The 12,813-nt window shown below is 70.9% G+C and carries 14 protein-coding genes; 8 read left to right on the forward strand and 6 right to left on the reverse strand.

Features of this window, described 5'->3' with window-relative positions; all coding sequences use genetic code 11:
* Positions 1-292, forward strand: a 292-nt coding sequence (locus tag VFO68_RS07815; protein ID WP_325157501.1) for a hypothetical protein, incomplete at its 5' end; no start/stop codon positions are given.
* Here VFO68_RS07815 and VFO68_RS07820 read toward each other — a convergent pair.
* The gene (locus tag VFO68_RS07820) at positions 289-747 is read right to left on the reverse strand and encodes a hypothetical protein (protein WP_325157502.1); all 459 of its coding nucleotides are present in this window, start codon (positions 745-747) and stop codon (positions 289-291) included. The genes VFO68_RS07815 and VFO68_RS07820 overlap by 4 nt on opposite strands.
* A 30-nt stretch (positions 748-777) precedes the next feature.
* Positions 778-1,560 (reverse strand): crotonase/enoyl-CoA hydratase family protein, encoded by a 783-nt coding sequence (locus VFO68_RS07825; RefSeq protein WP_325157503.1) that lies wholly within the window; start codon positions 1,558-1,560, stop codon positions 778-780.
* A 55-nt stretch (positions 1,561-1,615) separates the two neighbouring features.
* Here VFO68_RS07825 and VFO68_RS07830 point away from each other — a divergent pair, with 55 nt between their 5' ends.
* The 4 genes from VFO68_RS07830 to VFO68_RS07845 all read left to right on the forward strand — a co-directional run bounded on the left by VFO68_RS07830 (position 1,616) and on the right by VFO68_RS07845 (position 5,651).
* Positions 1,616-3,211: an acyl-CoA synthetase gene (locus VFO68_RS07830; RefSeq protein WP_325157504.1), complete on the forward strand. Its 1,596-nt coding sequence runs from the start codon at positions 1,616-1,618 to the stop codon at positions 3,209-3,211.
* 10 nt (positions 3,212-3,221) lie between these two features.
* On the forward strand, positions 3,222-4,325 hold the full coding sequence (locus VFO68_RS07835) for a nitronate monooxygenase family protein (protein ID WP_325157505.1): 1,104 nt from the start codon (positions 3,222-3,224) through the stop codon (positions 4,323-4,325).
* A gap of 223 nt (positions 4,326-4,548) precedes the next feature.
* Positions 4,549-5,442, forward strand: a complete 894-nt coding sequence (locus VFO68_RS07840) for a helix-turn-helix transcriptional regulator (protein WP_325157506.1) — start codon at positions 4,549-4,551, stop codon at positions 5,440-5,442.
* A complete protein-coding gene (locus VFO68_RS07845; RefSeq protein ID WP_325157507.1) occupies positions 5,439-5,651 on the forward strand; it encodes a DUF397 domain-containing protein in 213 nt (70 codons plus the stop codon). The genes VFO68_RS07840 and VFO68_RS07845 overlap by 4 nt, the downstream gene beginning before the upstream one ends.
* A 105-nt stretch (positions 5,652-5,756) precedes the next feature.
* On the opposite strand, the gene VFO68_RS07850 is transcribed toward VFO68_RS07845, so the two are convergent.
* From VFO68_RS07850 to VFO68_RS07865, 4 genes are read right to left on the reverse strand one after another with little or no spacing between them, the layout of a single operon-like run.
* On the reverse strand, positions 5,757-5,960 hold the full coding sequence (locus tag VFO68_RS07850; protein WP_325157508.1) for a DUF5302 domain-containing protein: 204 nt from the start codon (positions 5,958-5,960) through the stop codon (positions 5,757-5,759).
* A gap of 32 nt (positions 5,961-5,992) precedes the next feature.
* Entirely contained in the window at positions 5,993-7,645 is a 1,653-nt protein-coding gene (locus VFO68_RS07855; protein WP_325157509.1) for a long-chain-fatty-acid--CoA ligase, read from the reverse strand.
* 15 nt (positions 7,646-7,660) lie between these two features.
* A complete protein-coding gene (locus VFO68_RS07860; protein ID WP_325157510.1) occupies positions 7,661-8,761 on the reverse strand; it encodes an acyl-CoA dehydrogenase family protein in 1,101 nt (366 codons plus the stop codon).
* Positions 8,762-8,768: 7 nt separating this feature from the next.
* A complete protein-coding gene (locus tag VFO68_RS07865; protein WP_325157511.1) occupies positions 8,769-9,938 on the reverse strand; it encodes an acyl-CoA dehydrogenase family protein in 1,170 nt (389 codons plus the stop codon).
* Positions 9,939-10,031: 93 nt separating this feature from the next.
* On the opposite strand from VFO68_RS07865, the gene VFO68_RS07870 reads away from it, so the two are divergent.
* The 3 genes from VFO68_RS07870 to VFO68_RS07880 form a co-directional block, all read left to right on the forward strand.
* Positions 10,032-11,117, forward strand: a complete 1,086-nt coding sequence (locus tag VFO68_RS07870; protein WP_325157512.1) for a Zn-dependent alcohol dehydrogenase — start codon at positions 10,032-10,034, stop codon at positions 11,115-11,117.
* Positions 11,114-11,929, forward strand: coding sequence for an SDR family NAD(P)-dependent oxidoreductase (locus tag VFO68_RS07875; protein WP_325157513.1), 816 nt, complete (start codon positions 11,114-11,116; stop codon positions 11,927-11,929). Before VFO68_RS07870 ends, VFO68_RS07875 begins: the two co-directional genes overlap by 4 nt.
* Positions 11,926-12,813 (forward strand): aldehyde dehydrogenase family protein (locus VFO68_RS07880; RefSeq protein ID WP_325157514.1); only part of this gene is annotated, 888 nt, incomplete at its 3' end. The genes VFO68_RS07875 and VFO68_RS07880, both read left to right, overlap by 4 nt.

Genomic DNA, 12,813 nt, shown 5'->3' on the forward strand with positions numbered 1-12,813 from the left:
GCAAACGTATGACCTGATCGTTTCGGCAGTGCGGGATCAAGACGATGCCGGCATCGCCCTGGATGACCTGCTCCGGTTCATGCGCGAGTCCGGGCTTTCGATCACGGAATCCATGCGAGTCCTGGTGGAGATCGGGAAGTACTCCCTGGCGGCTTCGAAGGATGTCATACACCACAGCGCGGTGTGGGCGGATCAGCGGCGCCAGCAAGAGGAGTTCCACGAGGAACTGATTCAAGAAGCCAGGCGCCAGTCGATACGCAATGACACCGGATGCGGCCGACATCTGATCTAGCGGTAGGCGTTGACACAGCGGCCGCTGGCCACGGACCGGGACGGGTCGAGGTTGAGTACGCGGCCCTGCTGCTCGATCACCTGGTCGTCCGACTGTTTCAACCGCAGGTGTTCCTGGATATAGGCGTTCCGGCCTTCGCCCACGATCTCGTAGGCGGCGTCGAAGCCGTCGTACACGGTGTCCATCCGGGGGAGGGTGTACCAGACCCGCTCCACTACGGCGCCCGGGCGCAGTGCGGCGGAGGGATCCTGGAGGAACCGGCCTTCGAACGTGATGGTGGGGCCGCCGGCCGGATTGCGGAGGGCCACGACTTCCACGAACGAGTTGCCGCCGGCGTAGTCGGCTGCCTCCTCCGGGGTCCAGAAACTCTTGGACTGGTACTTCTCCGGGCTGTAACCCCAGCGCAGCCCGATGACTTTCGCTCCCGGTTGGAGCGGGATCCAACGCTGTGCCATGGCTCAACCCTATGCCGAGCGACGGACGGGTCAGTGGCCGGTGAAGTGGGGGGTGCGTTTCTCGGTGAAGGCGCGGGGGCCTTCTTTGGCGTCGGTGCTGGCGAAGACCTCGGTGCCGATCCGGGCATCCAACGTGAAGGCCTCGTTCTCGGGGAGGGCTTCGGTTTCCCGGATGGTGCGCAGGATGGCCTGGACGGCGAGCGGGCCGTTGGCGGCGATCTTGGTGGCGAGGGCGAGGGCGTGCGGTAGGGCCTGGCCGTCCGGGACCACGTGGCCGATCAGGCCGATGGACCGGGCCTCGGCGGCGGTGATGTGGCGGCCGGTGAGCAGCAGGTCGGCGGCGACGGTGTAGGGGATCTGGCGGACCAGGCGAACGGCCGAGCCGCCGAGGGGGTAGAGGCCCCAGCGGGCTTCGGAGACGCCGAACCGGGCGCTTTCGGCGGCGACGCGGATGTCGGTCGCCTGGAGGATCTCGGTGCCCCCCGCGATGGCCGGGCCTTCCACGGCGGCGATCAGCGGTTTGGTGAGGCGCCGGCCCTTGAGCAGCGGCTCGATGACGGACAGGTCGCGGCCGGCGACCCCGGCTCCGTCGGCGGACATGGCCTTGAGGTCCGCGCCGGCGCAGAACGCGCCGCCGGCCCCGGTGAGAACACAGACCCGGATGTCCGGGTCCTCGTCGACCTGGTCCCAGGCGGACCGCATGATCGCCAGCATCGGCCCCGATAACGCGTTGCGGGCCTCGGGGCGGTTCATCGTGACGACGAGGACGTGGCCCTGGCGTTCGACCAGGCAGTGCGGGGGCTCGGTGGGCATGGTCCGCTCCAGTCTGGGGATTGCCAGAAACGATAACACGTTCTAGTTTTGGAGGGTGGCCAGGAACATCGCGGACCTGTTCGAGCACGCGGTCGACGCCTTCCCCGACCGGAGCGCCGTCGCCTGCGCGGAGCGGGTGGTGACCTTCGCCGAACTGGAGCGCGACGCCAACCGGTTGGCGCATCACCTGTCCGGCCGGGGGATCGGTCCCGGCGACCATGTCGGGCTCTACGCCCGCAACTCCATCGAGGCCATCCAGACGATGCTCGCCGCCTACAAGCTCCGGGCGGTGCCGATCAACGTCAACTACCGCTACGTCGAGGACGAACTGCGCTACCTGTTCGACAACGCCGACCTGGTCGCCCTGGTACACGACCGCGAGTTCGCCGACCGGGTCGCCGCCGTCCGGGCCGACGCACCCGGCCTGCGCACCGTGCTGGCCACCGAGGACCTCGCCACGGCAACGGCCGGCGAACCGGCGGAACGGGCCTTCGGCGAACGCAGTCCGGACGACCACTACGTCCTCTACACCGGCGGAACGACCGGCCAACCCAAGGGCGTGGTGTGGCGGCACGAGGACGTCTGGCGGGTGCTCGGCGGCGGCATCGACTTCGTCTCCGGCGAGCCGTTGCCCGACGAGTGGGCGCAGTCCCGCGCCGGCGCCCAGGGCGGCGGGCTGACCCGGCTCGCGTGCGCGCCGCTGATCCACGGTGCGGCGCAGTGGGCCGCGCTGCCGGCGCTGTTCGGCGGTGACCTGGTGGTGCTGGTGCCGAAGTTCGACCCGCACGAGGTCTGGCGCGCGGTCGCGCGGCACTCGGTGCGGGTGGTCACGATCACCGGCGACGCGATGGCCCGCCCGCTCATCGAGGCCTACCGGGACGGCGGCTACGACGCCTCCTCGCTGGTCGCGATCTCCAGCCACGCCGCGCTGTTCTCTCCGTCGGTCAAACAGGAATACCTCGACACGCTGCCGGGCGTGGTGATCACCGACGCGATCGGGTCGTCGGAGTCGGGGTTCAACGGACTGGGCATGGTGGCCGCGCAGAGCGCGCCGGGCGGCGACGGCCCACGGGTCAACCCCGGGCCGAGCACCGTCGTGATCGACGAGGCGAACCGGCCGGTGCGCCCCGGGGAGGTCGGCCGGATCGCCCGCGGCGGGCACGTTCCCCTTGGCTACTACAAGGATCCGGTCAAGAGCGCGTCGATCTTCGTGACCGTGGACGGCGCCAGGTACGTGGTGCCCGGCGACTACGGCCGGCTCGAGCAGGACGGCACGCTGACCCTGCTCGGCCGCGGCAACATGTGCGTCAACACCGGTGGCGAGAAGGTCTTTCCCGAGGAGGTCGAGGGCGCGCTGAAGTCCCACCCCGACGTGTTCGACGCGCTGGTGATCGGGGTGCCGGACGAGTTGCTCGGCCAGCGGGTGGCGGCCATCCTGCAACCGAGGCCCGACCGCGTCGTCGACTTCGACGCGCTGGATGCCCACGTACGCAAGCGAATCGCCGGTTACAAGGTTCCGCGTACCATGTGGACGGTCGAGCAGGTGGGCCGCTCGCCGAGCGGAAAACCGGACTACCGCTGGGCCCGCGACCATGCGCAGCGGCACGCGCCGGACTGGCGGGCCGCGCCGAGCGCCACCGCGGCGCGCTGAGGGCCGGCGGATGCGTACCTCGCTCTGCGACCTGCTGGGGATCGAGCACCCGATCGTCGGGTTCACGCCGTCCGAGCACGTGGCCGCCGCGATCAGCCGGGCGGGCGGGCTGGGTGTGCTGGGGTGCGTGCGGTTCAACGGCGCCGAGGACCTGGACCCGGTGCTGGACTGGATGGATGCCAACACCGGTGGCCGGCCGTACGGCGTCGACATCGTGATGCCGGCGAGCGTGCCGGCCGAGGGCAGCCGGCTCGACCTGGACCGGTTGATTCCGGACGGGCACCGGGAGTTCGTGGACCGGACGCTGCTGCGGCTCGGGGTTCCGCCGCTGCCCGAGGACGAGGAGGCCGGCGCCGGCGTGCTCGGCTGGCTGCACTCGGTGGCCCGGTCCCATGTGGACGCCGTGCTGGCTCATCCGATCCGGCTGATCGCCAACGCGCTGGGTCCGCCACCGGCCGACGTGATCGACCGTGCGCACCGGCAGGGGGTGGCGGTGGCCGCGCTCGCGGGCAAGGCCGAGCATGCCGTGCGGCATGTCGACAGCGGCGTGGACCTCGTTGTGGCGCAAGGATACGAGGCCGGCGGGCATACCGGTGAGATTGCGACGATGGTGCTGGTTCCGGACATCGTGGACGCGGTGGGCGAACGCGCGCCGGTGCTGGCCGCGGGCGGCATCGGCAGCGGCCGGCAGGTCGCGGCCGCGCTGGCGCTCGGCGCGGTCGGCGTCTGGATGGGCTCCTACTGGCTGACCTCGACCGAATATCGACAGACGATGGGCGATTCGGCGCTGCAGCCTGCGCTGCTGCGGGCCGGATCCGGGGACACGGTGCGGTCGCGGATCTACTCCGGCAAGCCCGCCCGGCTGCTGCGATCGCGCTGGACCGAGGCGTGGGCCGAGTCCGGGGCGCCCACTCCACTGCCGATGCCCCTGCAGAACCTGCTGGTCGGAGTGGCCCATCAGCGGCTGATGCGTTCGGGGGATCCGGACCTGGTCGCGATGCCGGTGGGTCAGATCGTCGGCCGAATGACCGAGGTCCTGCCGGTCGCCGAGATAATGGACCGCCTGCTGCGGGAGACCGCGGACGTATTGTCCCGGTTGGACAAACTGCGCTGATCACGGCGGGAATGATCGCCGCGGAGCGCCCCCGCACCCGCGTCTGGCCAGCGCCGCGCGGGTGATTTTGGGCGCCCGCGATAGGCGGTCCTGATAACGTGTGTCGTGAGTTCGTCCACTGTTGATACAACATCTTGGACTCTACGGCGGCAAGGGAGCGCCATGCATCCTTTCGGGTGGTTCCGGTGCGCCTGTTGTAGCTGAACCCAGGAAGGTATTTATCGTGGACATCTCCGCGGTCCCGCCAGCGCTGCGGTCGGGCAGCCCGGCGCTGTTCAAGCGCACCATCGCGCTGTCGCTGCAACGATGGCGCAAGGACGCGAAGCTGGCCCAGCGGGACGCGGCCAAGCGGCTGGACCGCACGCCGCAGCACATCAGCAATCTGGAAAGCGGCGAACGCTTACCCAGCGCGGCCGACCTGGAGTTACTGCTGGACATGTACGGCAAGCCGGATCGGATCACCTTCATGCGGGAGTTGTTGTCCGCCGCCAAACGGGCCCGCAACTGGTGGACGGCCCTGTCCGGGGCGGTGCCCCGCTGGTTCGATCTGTACCTGGGCCTGGAGTCCGGCGCGTCCGAGCTGTCGACCTTCGAAACCGTGCTGGTGCCCGGCCTGCTGCAGACCCGGGACTACGCCGAGGAGGTGTTCCGCGGCAACCCCGACCTGACCGCGGAACAGGTCGAGCAGTGTGTGGATCTGCGGATGGGCCGGCAGCAGATCCTCGACCGGGACGAGGACCCGGTGACGCTCTGGGCGGTGATCGACGAGTCCGTGCTCTACCGGAACTACGGCGGCGCGATCACGATGTACCGGCAGCTCGCGCACCTGCTCGAGCAGTCGCAGCGGCCGCGGGTCGATGTGCAGATCCTGCCGTACAACGCCGGCGCGGCGGTCGCGCACCAGGGTGGCAGCTTTGTGGTCATGCGATTTCCGCCGGCCATGGAGAACGACCCGGGATTGGTCTACTTGGAACTGCTCACCGGTGGGCAGTACTTCGAGAACCCGGCGGAGATCGCCGAGTACCGGCGCGCCATGACGCGCCTCCACGCGCTCGCGGCCGACCAGAACAGGTCGCGGGATCTGATCCAGCGAGCGCTGAAGGAGGTGACACGATGACTGAAAAAGCTGCAACCTTGCGGGATGCGGCGTTCCGAAAGTCCAGCTTCAGCGGGTCGAGCGGCGGCAACTGCGTTGAGCTGGCCTTGGCCGGCTCCCTGTTGGCCGTGCGCGACTCGAAGCGCATCGGACCCATCCTCGCGGTGGCTCTACCAGAGGGACAGGCGTTTCTGACGGCAATCAAACGCGAGCGGATCGGGTCGCGGTAGCACGCTGTCCGCGACGAGGGCCCCGGGCCCGTGCCCGGGGCCACTCGCCAGTCCCATGTACTGAGAACGCGGATTAGCAGTCCACTGTGGATTCCGTGCGGCTGCTCAGCCGCTCTTGCGGCGGAAAGTGCGGCGGCCGGCGGCCGGGCCGTGCGCCTCGTGGATCTTCGATGAGCCGTCCGCGTGGTTCGCGCCGGCCTTGGCCATGGCCTGCTTGCGCTCGAGCGCCTCGCGGAACCGGGCACGTACGTCCTCGGCCTCCGAGCCGTCGTCCTCAGGGGTTTTGTCTGGCTCCGATGTGCCCGGCATGGTTGCCTCCCGAATGCACTGTGGTCAACACCTCAGCCTGGCACGCTCCGGGTTCCCCCGTCGAGTTGAATTGCCGCGATTTCAGCCGTGAGTGGCCGGAATCTCTTGTCCCGGCCCTCCCGCCACCACACCGGGTCCGCGCACCGCCAGCCCTGGGCCGCCAGCGTGCGGCCGCGCACCTTGTGGGTGGGCGTGCGGGGTAGCCGGGTGGCCACCCGGACGAACCGGGGCACCTGCTTGGGTCCCAGATCAGGTTGCGCGGCAAGGAACCTGGTGAACGCGTCCGGGTCGAACCGGCAGCCCTGGCGCAGCACGACCGCGGCCATCACCTGGTCGCCGATCGCGGTGTCCGGCACCGCGTACACCACGGCCTGGTCGATGTCCGGGTGGCGCAGCAGGATCCGCTCGATCGGCGCGGTGCCCAGGTTCTCCCCGTCCACCCGCAGCCACTCCTCGGAGCGGCCGTAGAAGTAGCAGAAGTCCTGCTCATCGCGGTAGGCGAGGTCACCGCTCCAGAACATCCCGTTCCGGATGCGCTGTCCGTCGGCGGCCGAGTCGCGGTAGTAGCCGGCGAACCAGCGCGGGCCGGTGGTGTTGACCAGCTCGCCGACGGCCTCCTCCGGGTTGGCCAGCCGGCCGTGCTCGTCGAACCGGGCCGGCGGGCAGGGCCGCTCGGTCCGCGGGTCGAGGATGGCCACGCCGTCGCCGAGCTTGCCGATCGACCCCGCGGGCCGTCCCGGCGGGCGGGCCAGCACGATGCCGCCCTCGGTCGAGCCGTAGGCGTCGTCGACCTCGCAGCCGAACCGCTCGGCGAACGCCGCCGCGTCCCGTTCGCTCGCCTCGTTGCCGAACATCAGCCGCAGCGGGTTGTCCGCGTCGTCGTCCGCGCGCGGCGTCGCCAGGATGTAGGAGAGCGGTTTGCCCACGTAGCTGGCGTAGGTGACGCCGTACCGGCGCACGTCGGTGAGGAACCCGGAGGCGGAGAACCGGGCGCGCAGCGCCAGGGTGGCGCCCGCGGCGAGCCCGACGGCCCAGCCGGCCATGATCGCGTTGGAGTGGAACATCGGCATCGACACGTAGACCGTGTCGTCCGGGCCGAGGCCGTACCGCTGCGCCAGCATCCGGCCGGGGTGGGCGATCTTTCCGTGCGTACAGCGGACCGCCTTGGGATCGCCGCTGGTCCCGGACGTGAAGATGAGCATCAGCAGGTCGTTCGGGGCCGCCGGGACCGCTTCGAGCGGCCGGTCCCGGTGGGCGAACACGGACACGTGCCAGGCCGCGGTGTCGATGTCCAGCACCCGGCCCTGCGCGGCGCCGAGGTCGAGGTCGTCCAGCAGTTCGACATAGCGGCTGTCGGTCACCACCACCTGGCACTCGGCCAGCCGGATGTCCCTGGCCAGGGCCTCGCCCCGGCGGGTGGTGTTCAGCCCGACCAGCACCGCGCCGGCCAGCGCGGCGCCGCCGAGCAGGAAGGAGAACTCGGGGACGTTGTCGAGCAGGACGCCGATGTGGAAGGGACCGGGGCGGCGTAAGGAACGGAGTAACGCTGCGCGGTCGGCGCACTCCTGCACATGCTCCGCCCAGGTCCAGCGCTGCTCGGAAAAGAGCAGGCCAGGGCTGTTGTCCCGGCCACGGGCCAGCAGCAGCTCGGTCACCGTGGGTATGCCCTGGCCGGGCAGCGCCATGCGGACCTCCCTGTCCTACCCGGGTTCGGCGGCGAGAACTGAACCGATCCGGCGGAGCTGCGCCGTGGCTCCACCCAAGTTGAACTCGTTTCGCTTCGCGGCAACAAAATACCGGGTTAGGGGGTACTCCTTGTCAATACCTACCCCCCCATGAATGTGGATCGCGGTGTGGGCGACCCGGTGTCCGGCGTCGGCGGCCCAGAACTTCGCGGTCGCGGTCGCGGTGCCGGCCGGCAGTCCCTCGGCCACCCGCCACGCCGCCTGCCACAGGGTCAGCCGGATCGCCTCGACATCGGTGTAGCCGTCGGCCAGCCGCTGTCCCACTGCCTGGAACGTCCCAATAGGACGACCGAACTGGACGCGTTCGGTGGCGTACCGGGCGGTCATCTCCAGGGCGCGCTCGATCACGCCGAGCTGGTGCGCGCAGAGGCCGATCGTCGCGCGGGTGTGCAGGGCGTCGACGGTCTCCTGACCGCCGTCCAACACCCGGTCGGCACCGAGCGCTACCCCGTCGAACTCGACGAGGGCGGCATCGGCGCCGGCGACGGTCCGCTGTGCGTGCACGGTGACGCCCGGATCCGTTGGCGCGACGAGGAATACGGTCGGCACATCGCTCGTGCGCGCCGGAACCAGGAACAGGTCGGCGACGGTTGCGGCCGGCACCGTCGTCTTCGCGCCGGACAACCGCCAGCAGCCGCCGTCCGGCCGGGCCGTGGTGAGCGCCGCGCCGGTCGCCTCGGCCAGGGCCGCGGTGAGCACCAACTCACCGGTGGCGGCCGGGCGCACCCAGCGGTTGCGTTGCGCCGGGGTGCCGAACCCGGCGATCACCGTCGCGGCGACCGCGATCGAGTCCAGGTACGGCACCGGCGCCACCGCGCGGCCCAGTTCGGTGAGCACCGCGCACTGTTCGAGCAGCCCGTAACCGGAACCGCCTGCCGCGACCGGCAGTGCGGCGGCCAGCACGCCGGCCGTGGCCAGGGCCTGCCACAGGTCCCGGTCGAACCGGTCCGGCGCCGCTTCGGCCGCGCGCAGCCGCTCTTCGGTCAGGTGCCCGGCGAGGATGTCCCGGGTCAGGCCGGCGAGGTCGTGCTGGGCCTCGGTGAGCGAGAAGTCCATGGGGTTCCTATCTCTTCGCCGGCGGCAGGCCGAGTCCGATGGCGGCCACGATGTCGCGCTGCACCTCGTTGGTGCCGCCGCCGAAGGTGAGGATCAGGGCGGACCGGTGCATGCGCTCGATCCGGCCGCGCAGCAGCGCACCCGGCGATCCGTCGCGGACACACGCGTCCGGGCCGAGCACCTCCATCAGTGCCCGGTAGGCCTCGATGGCGAACTCGGTGCCGAACACCTTGGTGGCCGAGGCGTGTGCCGGGTTGAGGTCGGTTCCGGTGGCGATCCGCCAGTTCATCAGCTTGAGGAACTCGGCCTTGGCGTGCACCCGGGCCAGGTGCACCTGCACCCATTCCTGGTCGATCACCCGCCGGCCGTCGGTCAGCCGGGTGGCCTGCGCCCACTGCCGAACCTGGCGCAGGGCCAGCCGGATCGGCGCGGCGGAGGTGAGCGCCACCCGCTCGTGGTTGAGCTGGTTGGTGATCAGCGGCCAGCCGCCGTGCTCGGGACCGACCAGCGCGGTGCCCGGCACCCGCACGTCCGCGTAGTAGGTGGCGCTGGTGGTGGTGCCGGACACGGTGTGCACCGGCGTCCAGGAGAAGCCGGGCGAGGTGGTGGGCACGATCAGGATGGACAGTCCCTTGTGCCGGTGGGCATCCGGGTCGGTCCGGCAGGCGAGCCACACGTAGTCCGCGTAGCTGATCAGGCTGGTCCACATCTTCTGGCCGTTGATCACGTAGTCGTCGCCGTCGCGCACCGCCCGGGTGCGCAGTGCGGCCAGGTCGGTGCCCGCGTCCGGCTCCGAGTAGCCGATCGAGAAGTGCACCTCGCCGGCGGCGATCCTGGGCAGGTAGAAGGACTTCTGTTCGGCGGTGCCGAACTTCATGATCGTCGGGCCGACCGTGTTGATGGTCAGGAACGGCACCGGTGCGCCGGCGACCGCGGCCTCGTCGGCGAAGATGAGCGAGTCCAGCGCCGAGCCGTCCCGGCCGCCGTACTCCTTCGGCCAGCCGATGGCCAGCCACCCGTCGGCGCCCATCTGGCGCACCACCTCCTTGTAGGCGGTGCCGTCGCCGTACTCGCCGCCGGTGAGCGCCGCGCGCCGGTCCGGGGTGAGCAGGCCGGCGAAGTAGGCGCGCAACTCCTGCCGGAGGCGCTGCTGCTCGTCGGTGTATGCGATCCGCATCCGACCTCCAGGTGTAACACGTTCTATTAATGGATGAGCTTAGAGCAGCGACGTTCTCTTGCTCCAGACAAGAACACGTTCTAATCTGGGATGATGAAGGCGGCGGTGCTGAACCGGGTCGGAGACACCAAGCTCGAACTGCGGGAGGACGTCAGCACCATCGACGTCGGCCCGCGCGACATCCGGATCCAGGTGCGCGCCACCGGGGTCTGTCACAGCGACGTGTCCGCCATGGACGGCACACTTCCCGCGCTGGCGCCGGGCATCATCGGCCACGAGGGCGCCGGCGTGGTGACCGAGACCGGCGCCCAGGTCGACCACCTCGCGGTCGGGGACCATGTCATCGTCACGTTCGTCCCGCCTTGCGGCACCTGCCCCAACTGCCTGCGGGGGCAACCACATCTGTGCGCGGTGCACGCGATCGCGGCGTTCACCACGCCGCGGTTCCGGGTCGGCGACACCCCGGTCTTCGGCTACGCCGGGCTGGGCACCTTCGCCGAGGAACTGGTGGTGCCGGCGGACGGCGCGGTGAAGATCGCCGAGGACGTCCCGTTCGAGATCGCCGCGCTGGTCGCCTGCGGGGTGACCACCGGGGTCGGCGCGGTGGTGAACACTGCCCGGGTCGAGCCCGGCGCCGACGTGCTGGTGATCGGCTGCGGCGGCGTCGGGATCTCGGTGATCCAGGGCGCGCGGCTGGCCGGCGCGGCCCGGATCGTCGCGGTGGATCCGGTGCTGGACAAGCACGAGCCGGCCCGGCGGTTCGGCGCCACGCACGTCACCACCCCGGACGGGCTCGCCGCCTGCAACGCCGAACTGACCGCGAACCTGGGCTTCGACTACGCCTTCGACGTGGTCGGCATCCCGGCCACGATCCGCTCCGCCTGGGACAACGCCCGGCGCGGCGGCACCGTGGTCGTGGTCGGCGCCGGCCGGGCCGACGCCATGGTCAGCTTCAGCGCGCAGGAGTTGTTCCTGCACGACAAGCGGTTGCTCGGCTCGTTCTACGGCGGGGCGAACGTGCGCCGGGACTACGCGAAGATGCTGGAGCTGTGGCGGTCCGGCCGGCTCGACCTGTCCGGCATGATCAGCAAGCGGCTCCGCCTGGACGAGATCAACGACGCGCTCGAGGTGTTGCGCAGCCCCGGCACCCTCATCCGGCAGATCGTCAGCTTCGAATGACTCAGCTGGAGGGCAGGGTCGCCGTCGTGACCGGCGCCGGGGCCGGGCTGGGCCGGGCCGAGGCGCTGGCCCTCGCGGCGGCCGGGGCCCGGGTGGTGGTCAACGACCTGGCCGGCGGCGCGGGCACGGTCGACGAGATCGAAGCCCTGGGCGGCAAGGCGATGCTGGTCGAGGGCGACGTGGGTGAGCGGGCCACGGCCGACGCGCTGACCCGGGCGGCCGTCGAAGGCTTCGGCGGCCTGCACATCGTGGTGAACAACGCCGGGGTGCTGCGCGACCGGATGCTGTTCAACATGACCGACGAGGAGTGGGACCTGGTCGTCCGGGTGCACCTGCGCGGCCACTTCCTGCTGTCCCGCAACGCCTCCGCGCACTGGCGCGCGGAGGCCAAACTGCGCGGCGGCCTGGTCTACGGGCGGCTGGTCAACACCTCCTCGGAGGCTTTCCTGCTCGCCCCGGAGGGCCAGCCGAACTACGCGGCGGCCAAGGCCGGCATCGTGGCGCTGACCCAGTCCGCGGCCCGCGCCCTGGCCCGCTTCGGCGTGCGGGCCAACGCGATCTGCCCGCGAGCCCGCACCGGGATGACCGCGGCCGTCTTCGGGGAGCCGCCGGACGGCCCCGATCCGCTCGCGCCCGACCACGTCGCGGCGTTCGTGACGTACCTGGCCGGGCCGGACGCCGAGGCGATCAACGGCCGGGTCTTCGTGGTGTACGGCGGAATGATCGCCCTGCTGTCCGCACCCGAGGTCGAGCGGCGGTTCGACGACCTCGACTCGATCGGCGCCTACTTCACCTCGCGGGAGGAACCGTGACGCTCACCCTGCGGCCGTACCGGGACAAGCTCGGGCTGTCCGACGGACAACTGCTGATCGGCGGCGACACCCGGCCGGCGGCAACCGGCCAGACGTGGACGCACCGGCATCCCGCCACCGGCGAGGACATCGGCGAGTTCCCGATCGCCTCGGTGTCCGATGTGGACGATGCGGTGCGGGCCGCCCGGCGCGCGTTCGACGACGGGCCGTGGCCGAGGTCCCGCGCCGGCGAACGGATCCGGTTGCTGTACCGCTACGCCGAGGTGCTCCGCGAGCACGCCGAGGAACTGCGCGGCATCCAGGCGCTGGACAACGGCATCCCGGTGTCCTTCGGCGGGATCTACGCGCCGTCGGTGGGCGCCGCGGCCGACGTGTTCGACCACCACGCCGGCTGGGTGGACAAGGCCGGTGGGCAGACCCTGCCGCCCTACCAGGGCGGCGATCACCTGGCGCTGACCTTCCGCGAGCCGGTCGGCGTGGTGGCCGCGATCCTGCCGTGGAACGCGCCGTTCCTGCTGTTCGCGCAGAAGGTCGCGCCGGCACTGGCCGCGGGCTGCACGGTGGTGGTCAAACCGTCCGAGTACTGCACGTTCACCGTGCTGCGCCTGGCCGAGTTGCTGGCCGGGGCCGGGCTGCCGGACGGGGTGCTGAACGTGGTCACCGGACCCGGCGACCCGACCGGCGAGGCGCTGGTCACCCATCCGCTGGTGGACAAGGTCAGCTTCACCGGCAGCCGCGCGGTCGGCCGGCGGATCGTCGCCGCGTCGGCCGGCACCCTCAAACGGGTTTCCCTCGAGCTGGGCGGAAAGAGCCCGGCGCTGGTGTTCCCGGACGCCCCGGACGTCGGGCTGGCCGCGATGACCACGATGGGCACGGTCACGATC

This window comes from Actinophytocola sp., assembly GCF_035712165.1.
In the GTDB taxonomy this organism is placed as follows: Bacteria; Actinomycetota; Actinomycetes; order Mycobacteriales; family Pseudonocardiaceae; genus DASYTH01.